The 24759-nt window shown below is 70.8% G+C and carries 21 protein-coding genes; 10 read left to right on the top strand and 11 right to left on the bottom strand.

The features are described 5' to 3' along the window. Positions 1–5 precede the first annotated feature (5 nt). The gene (locus ACIP6N_RS17335; RefSeq protein WP_401816519.1) at positions 6–1370 is read right to left on the bottom strand and encodes a glutamine synthetase family protein; all 1365 of its coding nucleotides are present in this window, start codon (positions 1368–1370) and stop codon (positions 6–8) included. 87 nt (positions 1371–1457) lie between these two features. Between ACIP6N_RS17335 and ACIP6N_RS17330 the strand changes: the two genes are divergently transcribed. From ACIP6N_RS17330 to ACIP6N_RS17320, 3 genes are all read left to right on the top strand, one after another. Continuing rightward, a complete protein-coding gene (locus tag ACIP6N_RS17330) occupies positions 1458–2201 on the top strand; it encodes a FadR/GntR family transcriptional regulator (RefSeq protein WP_401816517.1) in 744 nt (247 codons plus the stop codon). Between the two features lie 190 nt (positions 2202–2391). Further along, positions 2392–3822: an ethanolamine permease gene (eat, locus tag ACIP6N_RS17325; protein WP_401816516.1), complete on the top strand. Its 1431-nt coding sequence runs from the start codon at positions 2392–2394 to the stop codon at positions 3820–3822. An 81-nt stretch (positions 3823–3903) separates the two neighbouring features. Then, the gene (locus ACIP6N_RS17320; protein WP_401816515.1) at positions 3904–4587 is read left to right on the top strand and encodes a gamma-glutamyl-gamma-aminobutyrate hydrolase family protein; all 684 of its coding nucleotides are present in this window, start codon (positions 3904–3906) and stop codon (positions 4585–4587) included. Between the two features lie 31 nt (positions 4588–4618). Here the strand turns inward: ACIP6N_RS17320 and ACIP6N_RS17315 are convergent, their stop codons facing one another. Continuing rightward, positions 4619–5560, bottom strand: coding sequence for a LysR family transcriptional regulator (locus tag ACIP6N_RS17315; RefSeq protein WP_401816513.1), 942 nt, complete (start codon positions 5558–5560; stop codon positions 4619–4621). Between the two features lie 198 nt (positions 5561–5758). Between ACIP6N_RS17315 and ACIP6N_RS17310 the strand changes: the two genes are divergently transcribed. Then, positions 5759–6907 carry a TDT family transporter gene (locus ACIP6N_RS17310; protein WP_401816512.1) on the top strand — a complete coding sequence of 383 codons (1149 nt, stop codon included), beginning with the start codon at positions 5759–5761 and terminating at the stop codon, positions 6905–6907. On the opposite strand, the gene ACIP6N_RS17305 is transcribed toward ACIP6N_RS17310, so the two are convergent. From ACIP6N_RS17305 to ACIP6N_RS17290, 4 genes are all read right to left on the bottom strand, one after another. Beyond that, complete coding sequence (locus ACIP6N_RS17305) at positions 6846–7568, bottom strand: helical backbone metal receptor (RefSeq protein ID WP_401816510.1); 723 nt, start codon at positions 7566–7568, stop codon at positions 6846–6848. The genes ACIP6N_RS17310 and ACIP6N_RS17305 overlap by 62 nt on opposite strands. A gap of 30 nt (positions 7569–7598) precedes the next feature. Next, positions 7599–8150 carry a helix-turn-helix domain-containing protein gene (locus ACIP6N_RS17300; protein ID WP_401816508.1) on the bottom strand — a complete coding sequence of 184 codons (552 nt, stop codon included), beginning with the start codon at positions 8148–8150 and terminating at the stop codon, positions 7599–7601. A gap of 163 nt (positions 8151–8313) precedes the next feature. Next, positions 8314–10944: an ABC transporter permease/substrate binding protein gene (locus ACIP6N_RS17295; protein WP_401816507.1), complete on the bottom strand. Its 2631-nt coding sequence runs from the start codon at positions 10942–10944 to the stop codon at positions 8314–8316. Then, positions 10937–12073 carry a glycine betaine/L-proline ABC transporter ATP-binding protein gene (locus ACIP6N_RS17290; protein ID WP_401816506.1) on the bottom strand — a complete coding sequence of 379 codons (1137 nt, stop codon included), beginning with the start codon at positions 12071–12073 and terminating at the stop codon, positions 10937–10939. Before ACIP6N_RS17290 ends, ACIP6N_RS17295 begins: the two co-directional genes overlap by 8 nt. Before the next feature lie 232 nt (positions 12074–12305). Between ACIP6N_RS17290 and ACIP6N_RS17285 the strand changes: the two genes are divergently transcribed. The 6 genes from ACIP6N_RS17285 (at position 12306) to ACIP6N_RS17260 (ending at position 19128) form a co-directional block, all read left to right on the top strand. Then, positions 12306–13211 (top strand): 5'-3' exonuclease H3TH domain-containing protein, encoded by a 906-nt coding sequence (locus tag ACIP6N_RS17285; protein WP_401816878.1) that lies wholly within the window; start codon positions 12306–12308, stop codon positions 13209–13211. 111 nt (positions 13212–13322) lie between these two features. Continuing rightward, positions 13323–14168 carry a siderophore-interacting protein gene (locus ACIP6N_RS17280; RefSeq protein WP_401816504.1) on the top strand — a complete coding sequence of 282 codons (846 nt, stop codon included), beginning with the start codon at positions 13323–13325 and terminating at the stop codon, positions 14166–14168. Positions 14169–14460: 292 nt separating this feature from the next. Then, positions 14461–15045: a sigma-70 family RNA polymerase sigma factor gene (locus tag ACIP6N_RS17275; protein ID WP_401816503.1), complete on the top strand. Its 585-nt coding sequence runs from the start codon at positions 14461–14463 to the stop codon at positions 15043–15045. Then, on the top strand, positions 15042–15794 hold the full coding sequence (locus ACIP6N_RS17270) for an anti-sigma factor domain-containing protein (RefSeq protein WP_401816502.1): 753 nt from the start codon (positions 15042–15044) through the stop codon (positions 15792–15794). The genes ACIP6N_RS17275 and ACIP6N_RS17270 overlap by 4 nt, the downstream gene beginning before the upstream one ends. A 9-nt stretch (positions 15795–15803) precedes the next feature. Then, positions 15804–17210 (top strand): cryptochrome/photolyase family protein, encoded by a 1407-nt coding sequence (locus ACIP6N_RS17265; RefSeq protein WP_401816501.1) that lies wholly within the window; start codon positions 15804–15806, stop codon positions 17208–17210. A gap of 256 nt (positions 17211–17466) precedes the next feature. Continuing rightward, positions 17467–19128 (top strand): MFS transporter, encoded by a 1662-nt coding sequence (locus ACIP6N_RS17260; RefSeq protein WP_401816877.1) that lies wholly within the window; start codon positions 17467–17469, stop codon positions 19126–19128. A 15-nt stretch (positions 19129–19143) separates the two neighbouring features. On the opposite strand, the gene ACIP6N_RS17255 is transcribed toward ACIP6N_RS17260, so the two are convergent. From ACIP6N_RS17255 to ACIP6N_RS17235, 5 genes are all read right to left on the bottom strand, one after another. Next, the gene (locus ACIP6N_RS17255) at positions 19144–19977 is read right to left on the bottom strand and encodes a DUF1295 domain-containing protein (RefSeq protein ID WP_401816500.1); all 834 of its coding nucleotides are present in this window, start codon (positions 19975–19977) and stop codon (positions 19144–19146) included. Further along, positions 19974–21281, bottom strand: a complete 1308-nt coding sequence (locus ACIP6N_RS17250) for a class I SAM-dependent methyltransferase (protein ID WP_401816498.1) — start codon at positions 21279–21281, stop codon at positions 19974–19976. The genes ACIP6N_RS17255 and ACIP6N_RS17250 overlap by 4 nt, the downstream gene beginning before the upstream one ends. After that, entirely contained in the window at positions 21278–22516 is a 1239-nt protein-coding gene (locus tag ACIP6N_RS17245; protein WP_401816875.1) for a class I SAM-dependent methyltransferase, read from the bottom strand. The genes ACIP6N_RS17250 and ACIP6N_RS17245 overlap by 4 nt, the downstream gene beginning before the upstream one ends. Positions 22517–22641: 125 nt before the next feature. After that, on the bottom strand, positions 22642–23466 hold the full coding sequence (locus tag ACIP6N_RS17240; protein ID WP_401816497.1) for a DUF1365 domain-containing protein: 825 nt from the start codon (positions 23464–23466) through the stop codon (positions 22642–22644). Further along, positions 23460–24734, bottom strand: a complete 1275-nt coding sequence (locus tag ACIP6N_RS17235; protein WP_401816496.1) for an NAD(P)/FAD-dependent oxidoreductase — start codon at positions 24732–24734, stop codon at positions 23460–23462. Before ACIP6N_RS17235 ends, ACIP6N_RS17240 begins: the two co-directional genes overlap by 7 nt. Positions 24735–24759 lie beyond the last annotated feature (25 nt).

The raw sequence follows: 24759 nt of genomic DNA, 5'->3' as shown, positions 1-24759 counted from the left end.
GTTCCTCACAGGCGTTCGAAGGAGCGGCGCAGCTCCCAGTCGGTCACCGCGGCGTCGAAGGCTTCCACCTCGACGCGCGCCATGTTGCGGTAGTGCGCGACGACTTCGTCGCCGAAGGCGGCACGCGCGATAGGACTGTTCTCCCATATTCCGGCTGCTTCTCGCAGGCTGGTGGGCACGTGCGCGTAGTCGCCGTTGTAGGCGTTGCCCGTGCATTCCTCGGGCAGTTCCAGCTTGTTCTCGATGCCGTGGAGACCGGCGGCGACCAGTCCGGCGACGGCGAGGTACGGGTTGACGTCGCCGCCGGGCAGCCGGTTCTCGAAGCGCATGGAGCGGCCGTGGCCGACGACACGCAGCGAGCAGGTGCGGTTGTCGTAGCCCCAGGCGGCGGCGGTGGGTGCGAAGGATCCCGGCTGGAAGCGCTTGTAGGAGTTGATGTTGGGCGCGTACAGGAGGGTGAAGTCGCGCAGCGCGGCGAGTTGTCCCGCCAGGAAGTGCCGCATGACGTCCGACATGCCGCCGGGGCCGTCTCCCGCCATGACGTTGGTGCCGTCGGCGTCCTGGAGCGAGAGGTGGATGTGGCAGGAGTTGCCCTCGCGCTCGTTGTACTTGGCCATGAAGGTGAGCGAGACGCCTTCCTGCGACGCGATCTCCTTGGCGCCGGTCTTGTAGACCGCGTGCTGGTCGCAGGTGAGGAGCGCCTCGTCGTACTTGAAGGCGATCTCGTGCTGGCCGGGGTTGCACTCGCCCTTGGCGGACTCGACGGTCAGTCCCGCGGCGGCCATCTCGTTGCGGATCCGGCGCAGCAGGGGCTCGATGCGTCCTGTGCCGAGGACGGAGTAGTCGATGTTGTACTGGTTGGCGGGCGTCAGGGAGCGGTAGTTGGCGTCCCAGGCCTGCTCGTAGGTGTCCTTGAAGACGATGAATTCGAGTTCCGTGCCGACGTGCGCGGTGAAGCCGTGTTCCGCCAGCCGTTCCAGCTGGCGGCGCAGGATCTGGCGCGGCGCGGCGACCACGGGTGAGCCGTCGTTCCAGGCGAGGTCGGCGACGAGGAACGCCGTGCCCTCGTTCCACGGGAGGCGGCGCAGCGTGGCCAGGTCGGGGCGCATGGCGAAGTCGCCGTACCCGCGCTCCCACGACGACATCTCGTATCCGTCGACCGTGTTCATCTCGGTGTCGACGGCGAGGAGGTAGTTGCAGCCCTCCGTGCCGTGTTCCAGGACGTCGTCCAGGAAGAACGGCGCGGCGAACCGCTTGCCCTGGAGCCTGCCCTGCATGTCGGGGAAGGCGAGGACGACCGTGTCTATCTCGCCGCTCGCCACCAGGGCGCGCAGTTCCTCGACGGTGAGCGGGGGTGTGCGGTCTGCCACGGGTTGCTCCTCCTTCGGTCGGCCGGAAGCCATCCGGAAGCCATAAGGTATGCCGGTAGACCATTGCTTGGGAAGGGGAACAGCGGCGTGGCGAAGAAGATCGAGCCGGCGGACCGGCTGACCCCCGTCCTGCGGCCGGTGCGCGCGGGCAACGGCTTCGAGGAAGCGCTCGAACAGATCCTCCAGGTGCTGCGGCTCGGCCTGGTGGCGGGCGGCGAGCGGCTGCCCGCGGAGCGTGAGCTGGCCGACCGGCTGCGGATCAGCCGGGTCACGCTCCGCGAGGTGCTGAAGGTCCTCACCGACCAGGGCCTGGTGGAGAGCCGCCGCGGCCGGTACGGCGGCACGTTCGTCCTGCCCGGGCCCGGCACGCCGGCCGCTGGCGCGAGCGCGGAGAAGGAGCTGCGGCGGCGGGTGGAGGCCGTGGACCTGGAGGACATTCTGCGCTTCCGCGAGGTGCTCGAAGCCGGCGCGGCGGAGCTGTGCGCCGTCCAGGGGCTCGGCGGTGAGCGGCGGGAGGTACTGGAGGCGGCGCTCGCGGCGACGCATGACGCGCCGCTGGCCGAGTACCGCAGGCTGGACACGCTGCTGCATCTGACGCTCGCCGAGCTGTCCGGATCGGCGACGCTGACCGCGCAGTACGCGGCGGTGCGGGCGACCGTGAACGGCCTGCTGGACTGCATCCCGCTGCTGGTGAGAAATCTGGAGCACTCGCAGCAGCAGCACACCGCGCTGGTCGGGGCGGTCCTCGACGGGGACGCGGACGGCGCGCGGGAAATGATGCGCGAGCACTGCGCGGGTACAGCGGCGCTGCTGCGGGGCTTTCTCGCCTGAGGCCGGGTGCGCGGGCTTTCTCGCCTGAGGCCGGGTGCGCGGGGTAGTGGAACGAGAGCCGGCGCCGCCGGACGCGGAGCCCGCGCCGACCGTATACAGGACGCCCCGAGGGGCTTGCGTACGGCCGTTCGAGCCGCAAAGGTGTGCTCCCACACCTTTAACCGGCTTTACGCAGAGGCAGGAGCTGCCCATGCTCGACAGCACCACCACCGAGGACGCCGACTACCTCAAACGGCGAACCCTGCGCCGCGGCAGCGCGGGCTGGCTGCTGCTCACCGGTCTCGGTGTCGCCTACGTCGTCTCCGGGGACTTCTCCGGCTGGAACATCGGCCTCTCCGAGGGCGGCTTCGGCGGGCTCGCGATCGCCACGCTCCTGATGGGCGTGATGTACGCGTGCCTGGTCTTCTCGCTCGCCGAACTGTCCGCCATCCTGCCCACCGCGGGCGGCGGTTACGGCTTCGCCCGGCGCGCGCTCGGCACCTGGGGCGGCTTCCTCACCGGCACGGCGATCCTCATCGAGTACATCCTCGCGCCGGCCGCCATCTCACTGTTCATCGGTGAGTACGTCGAATCCCTCAACCTCTTCGGTCTGACGGCCGGTTGGCCGGTCTATCTCGCCTGTTTCGTGATCTTCATCGGCATCCATCTGTGGGGCGTGGGCGAGGCGCTGCGCTTCAGCCTCGTCGTCACGGCCATCGCGGTGGCGGCTCTGCTCATCTTCGCGGTCGGCGCCTTCACCGAGTTCGACGCGAACGGCCTCAACGACATCCCCGTCGACACGGCGGCGTTCGGCTCCAACTCCTGGCTGCCGTTCGGCGTTCTGGGCATCTGGTCCGCCTTCCCCTTCGGCATGTGGTTCTTCCTCGGTGTCGAAGGCGTACCGCTGGCCGCCGAGGAGGCCAAGGACCCGGTGCGTTCGATGCCGAAGGCGCTGTCCATCGCCATGGGCGTGCTCGTCCTGCTCGCGCTCGTCACCTTCTTCGCCGCCACCGGCGCGCACGGCTCGGCCGCCGTACAGGAAGCGGGCAACCCGCTGGTGGTCGCGCTCCAGGGGGACGGTGGTCCGACGCCGCTGAGCCGCTTTGTGAACTACGCGGGTCTCGCCGGTCTCGTCGCCTCCTTCTTCTCCCTCATCTTCGCCGGTTCACGGCAGTTGTTCGCGCTGTCCCGCGCGGGCTACCTGCCCCGCTTCCTCTCGCTGACCAGCGGGCGCAAGGCGCCCTACCTGGGCCTGCTGATCCCCGGCGCGATCGGCTTCGCGCTCGCGGCGGGCAGCGGCGACGGCGGACGGATGCTGAACGTCGCGGTGTTCGGCGCCACCATCTCGTACGCGCTGATGGCCCTGTCGCACCTCGTACTGCGCCGCCGCGAGCCCGGCCTGCCCCGCCCGTACCGCACACCCGGTGGCATGCTCACCTCGGGCGTGGCCTTCTTCCTTGCCCTGTCGGCGCTGGTGGCGACGTTCCTGGTGGACAAGGAGGCGGCGTTCATCGCCCTGGGCGTCTATGTCGTCGCGCTCGCCTACTTCGCCTTCTACAGTCGTCACAGGCTGGTCGCGGCGGCGCCCGAGGAGGAGTTCGCCGCGCTCGCCGCGGCCGAGGCCGAACTGACCAGAGACTGACCGCGCAGCACAGCACCGCACCCGTGAGCAGGCATACGCGCACGAGCACGCGGGTGAACGAGAACGCCGGAGGACCGCACAGTGAAGCCGCTCATCGGCATCAGCACCTATCTGGAGGAGTCCGCCACCTGGGGCGCCTGGAATCTGCCGGCGGCGCTGCTGCCCGTCGGCTACCCCAGGATCGTCCAACGGGCGGGCGGACTCGCCGCGATGCTCCCGCCGGACGACCCGGCCGCCGCCGCCTCGGTGGTGGCGCGCCTGGACGGCCTGGTGATCGCGGGCGGCCCCGACGTGGAGCCCGTACGGTACGGAGCCGAGCCGCACCCCCGTACCGGGCCGCCCGCGCGCGAGAGGGATGCCTGGGAACTGGCCCTGATCGGGGCGGCTCTGGCGTCGGGCACTCCGCTGCTCGGGATCTGCCGGGGGCTTCAGCTGCTCAATGTCGCGCTGGGCGGCACGCTCGTCCAGCACATAGAGGGTCATGTGTCCCAGACTCCGGGCACGTTCGGCGCGCACCCGGTGAATCCGGTGCCCGGCACCCGCTACGGCTCGCTGGTGGCCGAGGAGTTCACCGTACCGACGCAGCACCACCAGTCGGTCGACCGGCTCGGCGAGGGGCTGACCGTCTCGGCGGTCGCGGCCGACGGCACGGTCGAGGCCATCGAACTGCCCGATCCGCACTGGGCGTTGGGGGTCCAGTGGCATCCCGAGATGGCCGAGGACACCCGGGTCGTGGCGGCGCTGGTCCGCGCCGCCGCTTCCTGAGCCGGGATCCGGTCCTGGCGGGCGCGGCGCCTCAGGAAGTCTCCCGCCTGGTCAGGGACAGCAGTTCACGCGCGGGACCGGCCGGTCTGGTGCCGGCCGGCCAGACCGCGCGCAGGTCCCGGCGCAGCCGTACGCCCTCCACCGCGACCCTGACCAGGCGGCGGGACGCCAGTTCCTCGCCGAGCGCGAGTTCGCTCAGGACGCAGGGTCCCGCGCCGCTCACCGCGGCGGCCTTGAGCGCGGTGGTGGAGGCGAGTTCGAGCAGGGGCTCGGCGAGGCCGCCGTACGCGGCGAGCCCGGCGTCCAGCACTTCGCGGGTGCCGGAACCCGGCTCGCGCAGGATCAGCGGGGCCCCGGCCAGCTCCGCCGGGCCGACCGGGGCCGAGCGGCGGGTCCACGGATGGCCGGGGGCGACCACGACGAGCAGCCGGTCGTGGCCGACGACGGCGGAGTCCAGCCCCTCGGGCGTGGCGAGCCCTTCGACGAAGCCGAGGTCGGCCTCGTGTGCGAGCAGCCGCTGCGCGACCACCGCCGAGTTGCCCGCGTGCAGCGAGACCGCCGTGTCGCGAAGCGTCGCGCGCAGCGCGACCAGCCAGCCGGGCAGCAGGTATTCGGCGATCGTCATACTGGCCGCGACCCGCAGCCGTGAGTCCCTGCGGTCGCGCAGCGCCTGCGCGCCCGCGTCGAAGGTGGCGGCGGCCTCGATCAGCGGCCTGGCCCAGCCGGTCACCAGCACCCCTGCGTCGGTCAGCAGGGAACCGCGCGGCGAGCGGTCCACCAGGGCGACCCCGAGTTGGCGTTCCATCGCGCGGATACGGCTGCTCGCGGCGGGCTGGGTGATGCCGACCTCGCGGGCGGCCCTGCCGAGACTGCCGAGTCGCGCGACGGCGAGCAGCAGCTCCAGCGCTCCGAGGTCGGGCACCCGGCGGGAGAGCGGCGCGTCGGCCGCCGGTCTGATCAGGGGCGCGGTCATGGCTCAGGTCACCGATCCGTCGCGGTCACGGCCGTCGACGCCACGGCCCGCACCCTCACGGTCATGGGCGTCGCGTCACGGCCAGGCGTCGCGGTCATCAGCTTTACGGTCATCAGCTTTACGGCCATAAGACCAGCCTATGGCCCCATAAACACAACGGGTCTGGTGACGGCCGTTCGCCACCGCGAAGGTGGACCCATGGTCCTCCTGGCGCCCCCGCTCTCCCCCGTCCTCACCCGCACCATTTCCGGGGCGCCCTCACTGGGCCGTCTCGGGCCCAACTGGTACGCCACGGTGATGGGCACCGCGATCGTCGGGACCGCCGGGTCGGCGCTGCCCGCACACGTTCCCGGCCTGCGGGCCGGCTGCACGGTGCTCTGGGGTCTGTCCGCCGTCATGCTCGCCGTCCTGCTGACGGCCCGCGCGTGCCACTGGGCGCGCCATCGCGAGCAGGCCCGCGCCCATCTCCTCGATCCGGCGGTGGCGCCGTTCCACGGATGCGTGCCGATGGCGCTGCTGGCCGTCGGCGCGGCGACGCTCGCCGTGGGCCGGGACGTGCTCGGCGAGCGGACGGCCGTCGCGGTGGACGCGGTTCTCTTCGGCACGGGGACGGCGCTGGGGCTCACGGTGGCCGTGGTGATCCCGTACCTGATGGTCGTACGCCACCGGCTCACGCCGGCCGACGCGTCACCGGTCTGGCTGCTGCCCGTCGTGGCGCCCATGGTCTCGGCTGCGGCCGGCCCGGCGCTCGTGCCGTATCTGCCCGCGGGCCAGGGCCGCGCCACGCTGCTGCTGGGGTGTTACGCGCTGTTCGGGATCAGCCTGCTCGCGACGCTGACGATGCTGCCGCTGATCTTCGGCCGGCTGGTGACGCACGGCCCGCTGCCGCTCGCGATGACGCCGCTGCTCCTGCTGGTGCTGGGGCCGCTCGGGCAGTCCGCGACCGCGGCCGGCCAACTGGCCCAGGTCGCGCCGGAGGCGGTCGGCGCACCGTACGGGCGGGCCTTCGGCGCCTTCGCCGTCCTCTACGGGGTGCCGGTGCTGGGGTTCGCGCTGCTGTGGCTGGTGCTGGCCGGGGCGCTGGTGCTGCGGGCGCTGCGGCGCGGGATGCGGTTCTCGATGACGTGGTGGGCGTTCACCTTCCCGGTCGGTACGTGTGTGACGGGCGCGGCGGGTCTCGCGCGCCGCACCGGCCTGGTGGTGTTCGACGTACTGGCCGTCGGGCTGTTCTGCCTGCTCGTCCTCGCCTGGGCGGTGGCCTGGTCGAACACGCTGCGCGGGCTGCTCAGCGGAGCGCTGCTCGCAGCGCCGCCGGCGCCCGGACCAGGGACGGTCCGTACCAGGTGAGGAACCGGCCGTCGACGAGCGCGGCGGGCAGCCCGGGAAAGGCCTCCGGGCCGTCGCCGGCGGTGAAGCGGTACGGCTCGTCGGGCAGGACGACCAGCTCCGCGCCCGCGGCCGTCAGTTCGTCGAGCGGGATCCGCGGATAGCGCTCGGGGTGTGCGGCGTACAGGTTGTGGACGCCGAGACGGGCCAGCAGATCGCCCGCGAAGGTGTCGCGTCCGAGGACCATCCAGGGCCGGCGCCAGATCGGTACGACGGCCGTGCGCTCGCCGTACGGGGACGGCGGCGGCGACTGCCAGGCGTCGCGCGCGTCGTCCAGCCAGCGCGGCCGCGCGGCGAGGCCGCAGCCCGCGACAAGCACCCGTGCCAGCTCGGTGAAGGCCTGATCCAGTGTTCTGACCTCGGTGACCAGTACCTCGATCCCGCGCGCCCGGAGCGCGTCGAGGTCCGGAGCCCGGTTCTCCTCCTCGTTGGCGACGACCAGATCGGGGCGCAGGGCGGTGATCGCTTCGGCATCGGGGTTCTTCGTGCCGCCGATCCGTACGACGTCGAGTCCGGCCGGCCGGACGCACCAGTCGGTGGCGCCGACCAGCAGGCCGGGCGCGCTGACCGCGATGGCCTCGGTGAGCGAGGGGACGAGCGAGACGACGCGCGGGCCCGTCACAGAACGAGGCCTTTCACAGCGGGACGCGTCTCAGCGCCGGGGATCGACGGCCGCGTCGATGTTCTCCGCGACGGCCACGACCAGCACCCGGGTGCCCGGCTCGGTGGCGCGCCAGCGGTGCCGTACACCGCCGGAGAGGTAGAGCGTGTCCCCGCGCTCCAGGCGGTGTGCCCGTCCCTCCGCCTCGACTTCCACGGCGCCGTCGGCGATGTACATCACTTCGTCGTTGCGGTGCTGGTACTCCCGGCCGGTGTCGACCTCGCCGGTGAACTCCTGCGCGTTCAGCTGATGGCCGCCCGGCACCACGCGGCGGGCTCCCGGCACCGCCGGGACGGCGGCCCGTACGACGTCGACGGTGCGCGCGGAGTCAGCAGCCGCGCGCAGCCGCTCCGGGGTGGTGTCCAGCGCGTCGGCCACCCGCTCCAGGGAGCGGGTGCTCGGCCGGGCCCGTTCGTTCTCGATCTGGCTGAGGAAGGGCACGGACAGCCCGCTGCGCGCGGCGACCGCCGCCAGAGTCATGCCCAGGGACCTGCGCCGCCGACGGACGGCGGCGCCCACCCTGAGGGCTTCCTTGTCGTCCATGCGGGGCTCCCTCCAGACCGGACCGTCATCCTCTCAGAGCCGGCCCCTCTCCGAGGGCCGGAATACCCAGAAGGGGTGAGCTTCGCACCAGGCGACGCCCACCCCTCCATTCAACTCCCATTCAACCGAGAGGAACAGCTCGGTCAGTCAGGGAACACCTCGGTCACTGAGGAGCCATCTTCTCAGCGATGCCCGGATTGTCGTCCATCCAGGTCTTGACGGCTTCTTCCTCGTGTCCCGTACCGCTCTTCTGGATCTGGTTCTCCAGGCTGCCGAGCTGCTTCTCGGTCATCTTGAAGTCCTTGAGCCACTTGGTCAGCTGCGGGTACTGCTCCGGGAAGTCCTTGCTGGAGACGTTGGTGAGCTCGTCACCGTCGCCGAAGGTCTTCTTGGGATCCGCCAGCCTGGTCAGGTCGTACTCGTTGTAGGACCAGTGCGGGCTCCACAGCACGACCGCGATCGGCTCCTTCTTCGCGTACGCGCGCTTCAGCTCGGCAAGCATGCCCGGCGTGGAGGCGTCGAGGACCTCGTACTCCTTGTCGAGGCCGTACGACGGCAGGACCTTCTGCTTGAGGACGTTCATCTCCTCGGTGCCCGGCTCGATACCGACGATCCGGCCCTTGAACTCGTCGCCCCGCCCCTTGAGGTCCGCGAGGGACTTGACGCCCTTGACGTACGACGGGACGGCGACCTCTCGCGTGGTCGGTCCGTACCAGGAACCGACCTTGTTCAGCGAGTCGTGGTACTTGTCCCAGTAGGTCTTCTGCGCGTTCGGCAGCCAGCCGTCGAACTGGACGTCGAGCTGACCGCGCGCCATCGCCGCGTACATCGGGCCGAGGTCGAACTGCTTGAGGTTCATGGTGTAGCCGCGCTCTTCGAGCACCGCCTTCCACAGGTACGTGGCGGCGATGTCCTCGTCCCACGGGAACCACGCGACCTCGAGGGGACGCTTCGTCTCGTCCTTGCCGTTCGCGGCCTTACCGCCCTGGGCGACCGGGGTCCAGGTGTCGGCCAGGCCGGGATTGTCCTTCAGCCAGATACGGACGGCTTCCTGCTCCTTGCCCGTACCGGTCTTCTGGATCTGCGCCTCGAGACTGCTGAGCTGCTTCTCGCTGATCTTGAACTTCTTCAGCCAGGCGGCGGCCTGCGGGCTGTCTTCCGTGAAGCCCTTGCGGGCCAGGGTGTGGATGCCGTCACCCGTACCGAAGGCCTTCTTCGGGTCCGCCAGCTTCGTCATGTCGAAGGTGTCGTACGCCCAGTGCGGCGACCAGAGCACGACCGCGACGGGCTCCTTCTTCTGGTACGAGCGCTTCAGCTCGGAGAGCATGCCCGACGTGGAACCGTCGACGACCTTGTACTCCTTGTCGAGGCCGTACTCCTTGAGCACCTTGGTCTTGAGCAGACCCATCTCGCCGGCGCTGGGCTCGATGCCGATGATCCGGCCCTTGAAGGTGGACCCCTTGCCCTTGAGGTCCGCGAGGGTCTTGACGTCCTTCACGTACGAGGGGACCGAGACCTCCAGGGAGGTCTCGTCGTACCAGGAGCCCAGGTCTTCGAGCTTGTCCTTGTACTTGGCCCAGTAGGTCGCGTGGGTGGTCGGCAGCCAGGCGTCGGTCTGGACGTCGATCTGGCCGCCCGCCTGGCCCGCGTAGAGCGGACCCGCGTCGTACTGCTTGGCGTCGACCTTGAAGCCGCGCTGCTCCAGCAGCTCCTTCCAGAGGAACGTGGTGGCGATGCCCTCGTCCCAGGGGATGTATCCGAGGCTGACGGACTGGCCCTGGCCGATGGCCGACGGATCGGCGCCCGCGGTCTTCTCCGAGGAGTCCGAGCCGCCGAAGACACCCATGCCGCCCGCGACGAGCGCGAGGACGAGCACGCCGGCAAGCGCCACGACGGGCTGCGGGCGGTGGTTCCAGATCTTCGCGCCGCCGGCCAGTTCCTTCGCCTTGGCCAGCGCGCGGCGGCCGAGCGGGGAGACCTGGAGGCTGAGCGAGCCGGTGATGCGGTCCAGGTAGATCGCCAGGATGACGACCGAGAGGCCCGCTTCGGCGCCGAGGCCGATGTTGATGTTGCCGATGGCCTGGAAGACGTCGCCGCCGAGGCCGCCGCCGCCGACCATGCCGGCGATGACCACCATGGACAGCGCGAGCATGATGACCTGGTTGATGCCGGCCATGATCGTCTGAAGCGCCAGCGGCAGCTGGACGCGCAGCAGGGTGTTGCGCGGGGTGGTGCCGAACGCCTCCGCGGCCTCGACCAGCTCCCCGTCGACCTGGCGGATGCCGAGTTCGGTCATCCGGACGCCGGGCGGCAGGGCGAAGACGATCGTGGCGATGATGCCGGGGGTGACTCCGACGCCGAAGAAATAGACGCCGGGGATCAGATAGACCATGGCGGGCATGGTCTGCATGAAGTCGAGCACCGGTCGTACGACGGAGCTGACGGTCTTGGAGCGTGCCGTCCAGATGCCGAGGGGCACCGCGATGACCAGCGTGATGATGGTCGCGACGAGCACCATGGTGAGCGACACCATCGCGTCGTCCCACAGCTCCATGGAATCGATCAGCGCGAAGCCGATGAACGCGAGCACACCCGCGCTCAGGCTGCGCAGCCACCAGGCGATGACGGCGAAGATACCGGCGAGCAGCAGCGGCTCGGGGGCCGAGAGCGCCGCGTTGATGCCGTCGTTCATGTGAGTGAGCAGCCAGCTGATGGCGTCGAACAGCCAGGAGAAGTTCCCCTGGAGCCAGTCGACCGCGCTGTCCACCCAGTTACCGAGAGGGATCCTAGGCACGAGCGACCGCCTTGTCGGTGGAGACCGGTGCGGTGTCCCGCGCGTCGGTGAGCGTGCCCGGGGTCATCGGCTCACCGAGGACGGCGAGCAGCCTGGAGCGCGGTACGACTCCGACCAGCTCGCCCGCCTCGTCGGTGACCGCGACCGGGATTCCGCTGGTGGAGCACGGTGTGAACAGTTCGATGATCGGCGTGGACTCGGCGACGGTGGCGGGCGTCGCGGCGAGTACGTCCGCGGCGGTGCGCAGCGTGGTGCCGCTGTCCGTCGTGACGCCGAAGGCGGTGTCCACGTCGGCCATGATCGCGCCGGCGGTGAGCACCCTGGAGCGGTCGACGTCCTGGGTGAAGGACGCGACGTAGTCGTTGGCGGGTGTGACGAGGATGTCCTCGGCGGTGCCGAGCTGGACGATCTCGCCGTCACGCATCACGGCGATCCGGTCACCGAGGCGCATGGCCTCGTTGAGGTCGTGCGTGATGAAGACGATGGTCTTCTTGAGCCGCTTCTGGAGTACCAGCAGCTGATCCTGCATGTCGCGGCGGATCAGCGGGTCGAGTGCGCTGAAGGACTCGTCCATCAGCAGCATGTCCGCGTCGGTGGCGAGCGCGCGGGCGAGGCCCACGCGCTGCTGCATACCGCCGGAGAGCTCGTCGGGCCAGGACTTCTCCCAGCCGCCCAGGCCCGTCATCTCCAGCGCCTCGGCGGCGCGCTTCTGGCGCTCGGCGCGCGGTACGCCCTGCACTTCGAGCCCGTACCCGGCGTTCTCCAGAACGCTGCGGTGCGGAAAGAGCGCGAAGTGCTGGAACACCATGCTGATCTTGTTGGAACGGACGTCGCGCAGCGCCTGCGGGCTCAGGGCCGTGAGGTCCTGGCCGTCGAAGAGGACGCGGCCCGAGGTCGGCTCGCTCAGCCCGTTGAGCATCCGCAGCAAGGTGGACTTACCGGATCCCGAGAGACCCATCACCACGAATATCTGGCCCGGCTCGACCGTGAACGAGGCGTCGATCACCGCTGCGGTCGTGCCGTCGGCACGAAGCTCTTCACGGCCCGTGCCGCTTTCGAGTTTCGCCACCGCTTCGTCTGATCGTCTGCCGAACACCTTGTACAGGTGTTCCGCTTGCAGCCTGGACACATACACCTCACGTGTAGGAACGAAAACGCCCCGCCACCCCCGCCGGCGGGCCGTGGAGCGGGCGGGGTCTGCCCGCCTTCCCGCCGCAATATGTGCATGTGCAACTGGATTCGCTCCGTTCGCGCCCCTGCCCCCGCCTTTACGGCGCAAACACATCAGTGACCCACATCACATTGACCGAAAGCCGCTGTCAGTCCGGTGCGGCATGATCAGGGGTGTGACGCGACGCCTGATGCTCCTCGACACCGCCTCCCTGTACTTCCGCGCCTATTTCGGCGTGCCCGACTCCGTGCGGGCGCCCGACGGCACCCCGGTCAACGCGGTGCGCGGTTTGCTGGATTTCATCGCCCGGCTGGTGCAGGACCACCACCCGGACGATCTGGTGGCGTGCATGGACGCCGACTGGCGGCCGCAGTGGCGGGTGGATCTCATCCCGACCTACAAGGCCCACCGCGTGGCCGAGATCCGTACGGAGGGTCCCGACGAGGAGGAGACGCCCGACACGCTCGCGCCGCAGGTGCCGGTGATCGAGGCCGTGCTGGACGCGCTCGGTATCGCCCGGGTCGGCGTCGCGGGATACGAGGCGGACGATGTGATCGGCACCCTCGCGGGCCGGGCGGACTGTCCCGTGGACATCGTCACGGGCGACCGCGATCTCTATCAGCTGGTGGACGACGCCCGGGAGGTCCGGGTGCTCTATCCGCTCAAGGGCGTCGGCACGCTCCAGATCGTGGACGAGGCGCTGCTGCGCGAGAAGTACGGCGTGGACGGGGCCGGATACGTCGATCTGGCCCTGCTGCGCGGCGATCCGAGCGACGGGCTGCCCGGCGTGCCCGGCATCGGCGAGAAGACCGCGGCGAAGCTGCTCGACGCCTTCGGCGATCTCGCCGGGATCATGGCGGCCGTCGACGATCCGGGCGCGAAGCTCACGCCCTCGCAGCGCAGGCGGCTCGACGAGGCCAGGGAGTACGTGGCGGTCGCGCCCACCGTGGTGCGGGTCGCCGGTGACGTACCCCTGCCCGGCTTCGACCCCGCGCTGCCCTCCGAGCCGCGCGATCCGGCGGCGCTGGACGCCCTCGCCGAGCGGTGGGGGCTCGGTGGTTCGCTGCACCGGCTCCTCTCCACGCTCCAGGACTGAGACGACCGCGCTCCCGGGGGTGCCCCCAGGAACCTCAAGTGTTAGCTTAGGTAAACCTAAGCAACACTGGTTTCCGGGGTTTCTGGCATCCCGGGGAGACGGGGAGACGCCATGGCAGGACAACCGGCCCGTACGGCACCGAAGGCCCGCGAGGCACAGGTCGTGCGCACCGAGTGGATCACCCCGCACATGGTGCGGCTCGTGCTGGGTGGTGACGGTCTCGCCGGTTTCGAGGCCGCCGAATTCACCGACCACTACATCAAGGTGCTGTTCGCGGCGGAGGGTGTGACCTACCCCGAGCCGTTCGACATGGAGCGGATCCGTGCCGAGTTCCCGCGCGAACAGTGGCCCACCACTCGGACGTACACCGTGCGCGCCTGGGACCCCGCGGCCCGCGAGCTGTCGGTCGACTTCGTGGTGCACGGCGACGAGGGCCTGGCAGGCCCCTGGGCGGCGCGTGCGCGGCCCGGCGAGACGGTGCGTTTCCTCGGCCCCGGCGGCGGATACGTCCCGGACCCGGCGGCCGGCTGGCATCTGCTGGTCGGCGACGAGAGCGCCCTGCCCGCGATCGCCGCGTCGCTGGAACGTGCCCCCGTCGGCGCCACCGTGCACGCCTTCGTGGAGGTCCCGGCCGCCGAGGAGGAGCAGAAGATCGTGACCCCGGACGGCGTCGAGATCACCTGGCTGCACCGCGCGGACCGGCCGGTGGGCGAGGCGCTGGTCGAAGCCGTACGGGCGCTGGAATTTCCCGCGGGCGACGTGCTCGCCTTCGTCCACGGCGAGGCCGGTTTCGTGAAGGAGCTGCGCCGCCATCTGCGCCTGGAACGGGGCATCCCCCGCGAGCGCCTGTCGATCTCGGGCTACTGGCGGCTCGGCCAGAACGACGAGGCGTGGCGCTCCGTGAAGCGCGAATGGAACGAACAGGTCGAGCGCGAGCAGGAGAACGCCGCCGCCTGAGCGAGGCATACCGACGCCCGCGACACGCGCGTACGACACACGGGTCCCCGGACAGCGACGCCGGGGGCCCGTCGCGCTGTCCGGGGACCCGACAGGCGGGACCCGTGAGCGGCGCGATCCGTGCCGGGCGCGTGCGGTCCGTGAGCGGCGCGATCCGTGACCGGCGGCCGGCCCGTGACCGGCGGAATCTCGGACCAATCCGCGACTGCTCCGGTTCCGAATCCCCGATGAAGTCCGTCCGTACCCGTTCGGACGCCGCAGGACGAAGGTCCGCACCCTGGAGGAAAGCCGCGTGAAAGAAGCCGTGTACATCGGCGGCCCCGCTTCGGCGGGGCCTGATCTGCCCGAGCTGCTGGGACAAGTGGCCCGGGGCGATCAGGAGGCGTTCTCACGCGTCTACGACCAGGTCAGCGGGCCCGTGATGGGCCTGGTGCGCTCCGTGCTGCGTGATCCCGCGCAGTCGGAGGAGGTCATGCAGGAGGTACTGCTCGAAGTCTGGCGTTCGGCGGCCCGTTTCCAGCCGTCCCGCGGCAGCGGCATGACCTGGGTGCTCACGCTCGCCCACCGGCGCGCGGTGGACCGGGTGCGCTCGGCCCAGGCGTCCAGCGACCGCGAGCACAAGGCGGCGCTGCTGGACCGGACCCCCGCCTACGACGAGGTCACCGAACAGGTGGAGGGACGGCTCGAACGGGAACAGGTGCGCCGCTGTCTGCGTACCCTCACCGAGCTTCAGCGCCAGTCGGTGACGCTGGCGTACTACCAGGGGCTGTCCTACCGGGAGGTGGCCGAACTCCTCGCGGTCCCGCTGGGCACGGTCAAAACTCGACTGCGCGACGGGCTCATCCGGCTGCGCGACTGCTTGGGGGTGAACGCGTGAACACCGCGGATCTGCACACGCTGACCGGCGCGTACGCGCTGCACGCTCTGGCGCCCGAAGAGCGCCTGGCGTTCGAACGGCATCTGCGGGTGTGCCCCGCCTGTGCCCAGGAAGTGAGTGAACTGGCCGCCACCACCGCGCGGCTGGGCCAGGCGGTCGCGGTGACCCCGCCGGCCGCGCTCAAGGAACAGGTGATGCGGCGCATCGCCACCGAGCGCCAGGACCCGCCGAAGGTCCCGGCGCAGTCCCGCGCGGGCGCCGGCCTGCGCCGCGGCAACACGGTCTCGCGCTTCGTGCTCGCGGCCTGCCTGGCCGCCGCGGCCGGGTTCGGCGGGATAGCGGTGTGGCAGCACCAGGAGGCACAGGACGCCCGCACCCAGGCTCAGGCGTCACAGCGGCAGTCGCAGGCCCTGGCCTCGGTGCTCGCGGCGCCGGACGCCCGGGTCCGCACGGGAAAGCTGACGGACGGCGCGACCGGCACGGTCGTGGTCTCGCGTGACCAGGACAAGGCCGCGTTCATCGCGTCGGGGCTGCCCAAACCGCCGAGCGGCAAGACGTACCAGCTCTGGTACGACGACGGCGGCAAGATGCGGGCAGCGGGTCTGCTCGACCCGTCGGCCGGCTCGGACGCCGTACTGATGACCGGCCGGCTGGGTCCTGCCTCCGGCATGGGAATCACCGTCGAGCCCGCGGGTGGTTCCGATCAGCCCACCTCCGATCCACTGGCCCTGATGAACTTCCCCGCGTAAGGAACGCACATGACGGTCGCCGTGCTGCTCTTCACCTCCGATCTGCGGGTGCATGACCAGCCGGTGATACGTGCGGCCCTGCGCGGCGCGGACGAGGTGGTGCCGCTGTTCGTCCTCGACCCCGGGGTACGGGCAGCGGGCTTCGACGCGCCCAACCGGCGGGCCTTCCTCGCCGATTGTCTGGGCTCACTGGACGCGGGGCTGCGTGAGCGGGGCGGCCGGCTGATCATCCGTACGGGGGATGTGGCCGCCCGGGTCCGTGAGGTGGTGCACGAGAGCGGTGCCCATCAGGTCCATGTCGCGGCGGGCGTCAGCCGGTACGCGGCGCGCCGGGAGGAGCGGCTGCGTACGGCGCTGGCGGGCACGGGGTGCGCGCTGGAGGTGCACGACGCGGTCGGCAACGCCGTACCGCCCGGCCGGATCACCCCGGCGGGCAACGACCACTTCGCGGTCTTCACGCCGTACTTCCGCCGCTGGCAGGAGACGGGGCTGCGCGAGACGATGGCCGCGCCGAGGTCCGTACGGGTGCCCGCGCTCGACAGTGATCCGCTGCCGGAGCGCGCCGCTGTCCGGGGGACCTCGCCCGGTCTGGCCGAAGGCGGCGAGCAGGCCGGACGCAAGCGGCTGACGGCCTGGCTCGGCGGCAGAACCTCCGGGAGCAGGGCCTCGGGCGACGGGACCTCCGGCAAGGGGGTCGGCGCGTACGAGGACAACCATGACGACCTGTTCGGGGACGCCACTTCCCGGCTCTCCCCGTACCTCCACTTCGGGTGTCTCTCCCCCACCGAGCTGGTCCACCGGGCCAGGCGCGGGGGCGGGGCGGGCGCCGCGGCCTTCGTACGCCAGCTGGCCTGGCGCGACTTCCACCACCAGGTGCTCGCGGCGCGTCCCCGGGCCGCGTGGTCGGACTACCGGACGCGCGGCGACCACTGGCGCTCGGACGCGGACGAGATCAACGCCTGGCGGGAGGGACGTACGGGCTATCCGGTCGTGGACGCGGCCATGCGGCAGCTGCGGCACGAGGGCTGGATGCACAACCGCGGCCGACTCCTGACGGCGAGTTTCCTGACCAAGACGCTGTACGTGGACTGGCGGACCGGCGCACGCCACTTCCTGGATCTGCTGGTGGACGGGGACATCGCGAACAACCAGCTGAACTGGCAGTGGGTGGCGGGCACCGGCACGGACACCCGGCCCAACCGCGTGCTCAATCCGCTGATCCAGGCCAAGCGGTTCGATCCGCGCGGTGATTACGTACGGCGCTGGGTGCCCGAGCTGGCGGGGCTGGCGGGCGCCGCCGTGCACCAGCCGTGGAAACTGACGGCTCCCGAGCGCGCGGAGCTGGACTATCCGGACCCGATCGTGGACCTCGCCGAGGGCCGGGAGCGTTTCTCCCGGGCACGCGGGCTCGACTGAGGCGTACCCCATACGTGCGGAGCACCGACCGAGTGCGTACGGAGCGGGCGGCACCACGCGGCAAATGGCCCAGGTGGCGCGTCCGTGCCGGAGCGGAACAGGGCCGACCGGCATAAATTGGCTGACGTCATGCACGTATACGTGACGGGAGTGATGCCCGGTGCGCAAGCCGTTCGCGGGCCGGGCCGAGGCAGGGCCGGCCCTCAACCGTGAACCGGGGCCCCGCTACAAGTGGATCGCCCTGACCAACACCACCATGGGTGTCCTGATCGCGACGATCAACCAGTCGATTCTGCTGATCGCGCTGCCCGACATCTTCCGCGGCATCGGCGTGAATCCGCTGGAGCCCGGCAACATCAGTCTGCTGCTGTGGCTGATCATGGGCTACCTGGTGGTCACCGCAGTGCTCGTGGTCAGCTTCGGGCGCCTCGGTGACATGTACGGCCGGGTGCGGATGTACAACATGGGGTTCGCGGTCTTCACCGTCTTCTCCGTGCTGCTGTCGGTGACCTGGACACACGGCACCGCGGCGGCCCTGTGGCTGATCGGCATGAGGATCCTGCAAGGCGTCGGCGGCGCGATGCTGATGGCGAACTCCAGCGCCATCCTCACCGACGCCTTCCCCACCCGGCAGCGCGGTCTGGCCCTGGGGCTGAATCAGGTGGCGGGCATCGCGGGTTCGTTCATGGGCCTGATCCTCGGCGGCCTGCTCGGGCCCGTCAACTGGCACCTGGTGTTCCTGGTGTCCGTGCCGTTCGGTCTCTTCGGGACGGTATGGGCCTATCTGAAGCTGTACGACACCGGTGTACGGGCCCCGGCCAGGCTCGACTGGTGGGGCAATATCGGCTTCGCCGCCGGGCTGGTCGCCGTCCTGGTCGGCATCACGTACGGGATCCAGCCCTACGGCGGCCAGACCATGGGCTGGACCAACCCGTGGGTGATCGGCGCGATCGCCGGCGGGATCGCGGTTCTGGCCGGGTTCTGTGTGGTGGAGACCAAGGTCGCGGAACCGATGTTCCATCTCGGGCTGTTCCGGATCCGCGCGTTCACCGCCGGGAATGTGGCCAATCTGCTGGCGTCGCTGGGGCGCGGCGGCCTGATGTTCATCCTGATCATCTGGCTCCAGGGCATCTGGCTGCCCCGGCACGGCTACGACTTCCACGAGACCCCACTGTGGGCCGGTATCTACATGGTGCCGCTGACCATCGGATTCCTGGTCGCGGGACCGTTCTCCGGCTGGGCGTCCGACCGCTTCGGCGCCCGGACCTTCGCCACCGGCGGCATGCTGCTCGCCGCCGCCACCTTCGCGGGTCTTGAGGCACTGCCCGTCAATTTCAGCTATCCGGTGTTCGCACTGATTCTGTTGTGCAACGGGCTGGCCATGGGCCTGTTCGCGTCTCCCAACCGGGCGGCCATCATGAACAGCCTGCCGCCCGACCAGCGGGGCGTGGGCGCCGGGATCAGCACCACCTTCCAGAACACGGCGACGGTGCTGTCCATCGGCATCTTCTTCACGCTGATGATCACCGGGCTTTCCAGCTCACTGCCCGCCGCGCTCACCCACGGTCTGACCGCCCAGGGGGTGCCGGCCTCCGACGCGGCCAAGGTCGCCGCGCTCCCGCCGGTCGGCGTGCTGTTCGCCTCGCTGCTGGGCTTCAACCCGATCCAGAGCCTGCTGGGGCCCGGTGTGCTCGCTCACCTGCCGCGGAGCAGGGCCGACTTCCTGACGGGCCGCGCCTTCTTCCCCGAGCTGATCTCCGGGCCGTTCTCCGACGGTCTGTCCGTCGCCTTCGACTTCGCGATCGCCGCCTGCCTCGTCGCGGCGCTCGCCTCCCTGCTCCGCGGCGGCCGCTACATCCACGACGAGCAGCGGCCGGCCTCCGAGGAGGCCGCGCCGCCCACGATCGAGGGCCCGTGACGTCCGCCGCGCCGACTACGTACGGCTGTCCCCGGCCGCGTCCGCCGGTCGCCCGCGCGGTGGCAACGGGAAGAAGCCGCTGGTGCGGGCCACGTACGCGGCGTATCCCGGACGGTCCGCCATGTGCCGCTCCAGCAGGCGCTTCCCGCTGCCCATGGTCAGCAGGAAACTCATCACCAGCGGGCTGACCACCGTGGCGGCGGCCACGACCGGGTCGTCGCAGACGATCAGGAAGAGCCCCCACCAGACACAGAAGTCACCGAAGTAGTTGGGGTGCCTGGTCCAGCTCCACAGCCCGCGGTCCATGATCCGGCCCTTGTTCGCCGGGTCCGCCGTGAACCGGGCGAGCTGGCGGTCGCCCACCGCCTCGAAGAACAGCCCGACCAGCCACACCGCCACCCCCGCGTACGCCACCGGGCCGACCGGGCCTGTGACGTACTGCGCCGCCTGTACGGGCAGCGAGATCAGCACGACCAGCAGGCCCTGGAGGAGATAGACCATGCGCAGGGCGTACGCGTTCCGGTTGCCCGGCGCCTTGTCGAGCATCCGCTCGTACCGCTTGTCCTCGCCGTGCCCGCGCCCGCGCGCGGCGATATGGGCGGCGAGGCGCAGGCCCCAGACGGCGGTCAGCACGGTCACCAGCAGCCGCCGCGCCTCGTCGCCCTGTCCGGTGGAGACGGCGTACGAGGCGACCGCGACCGCCGTGAAGCCGATGCCCCACGCGATGTCGACGATCCGGTGCAGGCCTCTGGCGACGGCGATCGCGAAGGTGACGAGCATGACGGTGAGGGCCGCGCCGGCCGCCACGCCGATCCCCTGGCCGAACGCGCCCCACGGGTAGCCGTTCACCGCGGGCCGCCGTCCCGGTGCCAGTCGCGCGGGGTCGGTGCCATCCCGCTGGTGCCGTCGGCCTCCGGGCGCACGGCGAGGATCTGGTCGACGCCCATGCGCCGTTCCTCGAACGCGAGCCGCCCGCCCACGAGGTACAGCCGCCAGACCCGCGCGGTCTCCTCGCCCACCAGCGCGGTGAACTCCGCCCAGCGCTCCTCCAGCGTGGTGTGCCAGGCACCGACCGTACGGCCGTAGTGCTCGCGCAGCGACTGCACGGACCGCACCTCGAGTCCCGCGCCCTCCAGCAGCGAGACGGTGTCGCCCAGCGGGCGCATGTGCATGTCGGGGGCGATGTACGACTCGATGAAGGCGCCGCCGCCCGGAGCGGTGGCGCCCCGGGACATCTGCTGCACGAGCACCCGCCCGGCCGGCCGGAGCATGCCGTGCAGGGTGGCGGTGAACGCCGGGTATTCGGCGTCGCCGACGTGCTCACCCATCTCGACGGTCGACACCGCGTCGTACGCGCCGCGCTCGATGTCGCGGTAGTCGCTGAGCCGCACCTCGACCAGTTCCTCCAGACCGCGTTCCCTGACCTGGGCCCGTACGTACTCGGCCTGTTCGCGCGCCAGGGTGACGGCGGTGACCCGCGTCTTGTACCGCTCGGCCGCGTACAGGGTCAGCGATCCCCAGCCGCAGCCGATGTCCAACAGCCGTGCGCCGGGCCGCAGTCCGAGCTTGCGGCAGATCAACTCCAGCTTGTCGCGCTGCGCGTCGGCGGGGGTGTAGTCCGGCTCGTCACTCGTCCAGTAGCCGCAGGAGTACGCCATCGTCTCGTCCAGCAGCAACGCGTAGAAGTCGTTGGAGAGATCGTAGTGATGACTGATCGCGGCCCGGTCGCGTGCCTTGCTGTGCCGGGTGCCCGTCAGCCGCGCCTGGGAGGACGGCGCGGGCGGACGCGGCCCCACGGCGCCGAGGCGCAGCGCGGTGCGTACCGCGCGGGCGCGGTCGGCCAGGGTGAGCTTCGGCGGGCGCAGACCTCGCTCGCGCACAGCGCTCCACACGGTGCGCAGGCCGTCGGCGAGGTCGCCCTCGATGTCGAGTTCGCCGGTGATGTACGCCTGGGCGAGGCCCAGTTCGTCCGGCTGCCAGACCAGCCTGCGCAGCGCGCGGCGCGAACGGAGCACGACGACGGGCGCGCCTTCCGGGCCCGCCGTACTGCCGTCCCAGGCGCGCAGGCGCAGCGGCAGCCGGTCGCCGAAGAGCTGTTCGGCGAGGGGGAACAGCTGCTGGGCGGCGCCGGTGCGCCGCTGAGGACCCGTCATCGGGAAGTCTCCTCCTTGGTGAGCAGCATCTGCTGCACGTCGAGATAGCCGGAGCGGAAGCCCGCCTCGGAGTAGGCGAGGTAGAAGCTCCACATGCGCCGGAACGTCCGGTCGAAGCCGAGGGCGCCGACCTGTGGGGCCTGCTCCTCGAAGCGTTCGCGCCACAGCCTGAGCGTCTGCGCGTAGTGCGGTCCGAATCCGTCGCGCTCGCGTACGCGCAGCGCGGTGTGGTCGGTGGTGACCTGCTCGATCGCCTCGACGGAGGGCAGGAGTCCGCCGGGGAAGATGTACTTCTGGATCCAGGTGAAGGTGTCCTTGGTGGCAAGCATGCGGTCGTGCGGCATGGTGATCGCCTGGAGCGCGATCCGGCCGCCGGGCGCGAGCAGCCGGTCGAGCGTCCGGAAGTAGTCGGGCCAGAACTCCGCGCCGACCGCCTCGATCATCTCGACGCTGACCACGGCGTCGAAAGTGCCCTCGACCCTCCGGTAGTCGCGCAGTTGGATGGTGACGCTGTCCTCGTGACCCGCCTCTCTCACGCGTTCCCGGGCCAGCTCCCGCTGTTCCTGGGAGAGCGTCACGGTGAGCACGCGCGCGCCGCGGGCCGCCGCGCGGATGGCCAGTTCGCCCCAGCCGGTGCCGATCTCCAGCAGCCGGGTGCCCTGTCCGACGCCCGCCTGGTCGAGGAGCCGGTCGATCTTGCGGTGCTGTGCGGCGGCGAGCAGGGACCGGTCGGCGGGGAAGCCGCGGAAGAGGGCGGAGGAGTACGACAGCGACTCGTCGAGGAAGAGCGCGAACAGCTCGTTCGAGAGGTCGTAGTGGTGGCTGATGTTGTCGCGCGAGCCGTCGGGGGTGTTCCGCTGGGCGGCCGGCTGCTTGAGCGCCCACGCCGAGCGGAGCTTCTGGAGGGGCGCGGGGATCAGGCTCGCGGCATGGTCGGCGAGGACGGTCAGCACGCCGACGAGGTCGGGGGCCTCCCACTCCCCCGCCATGTACGACTCACCGAAGCCGACCAGGCCGCCGGCGCCGATCCTGCGGAAGAACGCGCGCGGTTCGCGCACCTCCATCAGCGGACCGCCGCGTCCCAGCGTCTCGGTCGCGCCGAGCCTGATCCGCAGGGGGAGCCGGCCGAGCGCGTACCGGACGACGCGTTCCGCGACGGCGGTGCGGATCCAGGACGCGCGGGGCAGCCGCGCCACGTCGGGCCAGCGGCGCGCGTCGACGGCGTCCGTTTCCAGTACGTGTGTGTCGACGGCGTCCGTTTCCGGTGCGTGTGTGTCAACGGCGTCCGTTTCCGGTGCGTGTGTGTCAACGGCGGGTGCGTTGACGGCGGTTGTCGATGGGGAAGACTGGGCTGAAATGCTCACTTCACACCCTCCTGGGGCCGATGACGGGGACGGGGCAGCACGGGAAGTCCGCGCAGCCAGAGCCGGATGCCGTGCAGCCGGATTCCGGCGGAGACGACAGCGGTGGACCACGGGTGGCGCAGTGCGGCGCGCACCAGGGACCTGGATGTGGCGGGGCGGCGTTCGCCCCGCACGGTCGCGGCGAACGGACTGCCTCCGGCACGGTCGAGCCGCACCGCCAGGCGAAGTTCCGCGCCCGGTTCCGGCAGCCGCATGGTGTAGGCGCCGTCGACCGGGAAGAACGGGGAGACGTAGAACTCCTTGGCCACGGTGGCCTGTTCGCTCGCATCGGGGCGCAGCAGATAGCAGTGTCGCTCGCCGTAGGTGTTGTGGACCTCGGCGACCACGCATTGCCGCTCGCCGTCCGGTCCGTGGCACCAGAACAGCGTCAGCGGATTGAAGACGTGCCCGAACACCCGGGCGTGCGCGAGCATCGTCACCTGTCCGCCGCGCAGGTCGATCCCGCGGGCGGCGAGGAAGGCGTCCAGGCCGGCGCGGATGGTGGGATGGGTCCCGCCGAAGTGGTCACGGGCGTCGAATCCGGCGAGCGGACGCAACAGGCGGGGCAGGCGCGGTGGTTGATCGGGGTCGATCAACCACATATAGGTGCGCAGGCTCAGCGAGTAGCGGCTCGGGGCGGTCCGTACGTGGCCGACGGTGCAGGTGTAGAGGGCGGGGACGCTGCCGATCGCCTCGTCATTTCCGTCCGAGCCGGGCTCGTCTGCCGTGCCGCGCCCGCCGGCCGTACCGGTGCCACCGGCCGTGCCGGTGCGGCTCACCATGTCACGCCCAGCGCGGCGGCCGCCTCGACTCCCGAGCGGCAGCCGTCCTCGTGGAACCCCCAGCCGTGGTATGCCCCCGCGAAGGCGGTGACCGGCCCGCTGAGCGAGGGCAGTTCTTCCTGGGCAGCCACGGACTCGGGCGTGTAGACGGGGTGTTCGTAGACCATGCGGGCGAGCACCTTGTCGGTGTCCACGCGTTCGGCGCCGTTCAGTGTGACCACATAGGTCTCGGGGGCGTCGAGCCGCTGGAGCCGGTTCATGTCGTAGCTGACGCGTACGGCGTCGGCGCCCGCCTCGCAGGAGGGCAGCCACAGGTTCCAGGAGGCGCGGGCGCCCCCGCTGCGCGGCAACACGGCCGTGTCGGTGTGCAGTTGGGTGGGGTTACGGGAGTACTTGAACGCGCCGAGCACCCGTCGTTCGTCGTCCGTTGCGTCCGCGAGCAGCCGCAGCGCCTGGTCGGGGTGGACGGCGACGACCACGGAGTCGTACCGCCGGGGGACCCCGTCGTCGGCGGTGATCTCGACGCCGTCCGCCAGGCGGCGGACGGACCGTACCGGCGTGGAGGTGTGCACGGCGGCGAGCCGCTTGGCGACGAGGTCGACGTACGCGCGTGATCCGCCGCCGACCGTGCGCCACACGGGCGAGCCCTTGATCGCGAGCATCCCGTGGTGGTCCATGAAGCGGAACAGATAGCGCGCCGGGTAGCGCATCGCCGTCGTGGCGTCGCACGACCAGACCGCCGAGACGAGCGGCGTCATGAAGTGGGCGGTGAAATAAGGGGAGAAGCGGCCGCGTGCGAGGAATTCGCCGAGCGTGAGAGCCGCGTCCGCGCTGTCCCGGGACGCGAGGAGCCGGCGCGCCTGCCGGTGGAAGTTGGGGACTTCGGTGAGCATGCGCAGATAACGCGGGCGCAGCGCGTTGCGCGGCTGGGCGAAGAGGCCGGTCAGGCCGCGCGCGCCGGCGTATTCGAGCCCGCACCCCGCGCACCGTACGGACATGCTCATCTCCGACTCCTGGGTGGTTACTCCCAGTTCACCGAAGAGCCGCAGCAGGCTCGGGTACGTACGCTCGTTGTGCACGATGAAGCCGGTGTCGACGCGGTGCACCCGGCCGTCGGCCGACGGTACGTCGTGGGTGTGCGCGTGCCCGCCGAGCCGGTCGTCCGCCTCGTACAGCTCCACGTCGTGCTCGCGCCGCAGTACGTACGCGGCGGTCAGTCCCGCGACTCCACTGCCGACCACGGCCGTTCGCCGCCGTTCGCCACTCATACCGCTCCCTCGTACGTCCATTCGG

It is taken from the genome of Streptomyces sp. NPDC088725 (assembly GCF_044751305.1).
In the GTDB taxonomy this organism is placed as follows: Bacteria; Actinomycetota; Actinomycetes; order Streptomycetales; family Streptomycetaceae; genus Streptomyces.
The sequence above is the reverse complement of the archived record's forward strand: the minus strand, read 5'-3'. Positions and strand labels throughout refer to the sequence as shown.

Bases quoted from the DNA above. Each gene is read 5' to 3' on its own strand.
- ACIP6N_RS17265 (WP_401816501.1), top strand. From the start codon at position 15,804: ATGACGGTCGCCGTGCTGCTCTTCACCTCCGATCTGCGGGTGCATGAC.
- ACIP6N_RS17280 (WP_401816504.1), top strand. From the start codon at position 13,323: ATGGCAGGACAACCGGCCCGTACGGCACCGAAGGCCCGCGAGGCACAG.
- ACIP6N_RS17260 (WP_401816877.1), top strand. From the start codon at position 17,467: ATGGGTGTCCTGATCGCGACGATCAACCAGTCGATTCTGCTGATCGCG.
- ACIP6N_RS17315 (WP_401816513.1), bottom strand. From the start codon at position 5,560: ATGACCGCGCCCCTGATCAGACCGGCGGCCGACGCGCCGCTCTCCCGC.
- ACIP6N_RS17240 (WP_401816497.1), bottom strand. From the start codon at position 23,466: ATGGTGAGCCGCACCGGCACGGCCGGTGGCACCGGTACGGCCGGCGGG.
- ACIP6N_RS17300 (WP_401816508.1), bottom strand. From the start codon at position 8,150: ATGGACGACAAGGAAGCCCTCAGGGTGGGCGCCGCCGTCCGTCGGCGG.
- ACIP6N_RS17310 (WP_401816512.1), top strand. From the start codon at position 5,759: ATGGTCCTCCTGGCGCCCCCGCTCTCCCCCGTCCTCACCCGCACCATT.
- eat (WP_401816516.1), top strand. From the start codon at position 2,392: ATGCTCGACAGCACCACCACCGAGGACGCCGACTACCTCAAACGGCGA.
- ACIP6N_RS17285 (WP_401816878.1), top strand. From the start codon at position 12,306: ATGCTCCTCGACACCGCCTCCCTGTACTTCCGCGCCTATTTCGGCGTG.
- ACIP6N_RS17235 (WP_401816496.1), bottom strand. From the start codon at position 24,734: ATGAGTGGCGAACGGCGGCGAACGGCCGTGGTCGGCAGTGGAGTCGCG.
- ACIP6N_RS17250 (WP_401816498.1), bottom strand. From the start codon at position 21,281: ATGACGGGTCCTCAGCGGCGCACCGGCGCCGCCCAGCAGCTGTTCCCC.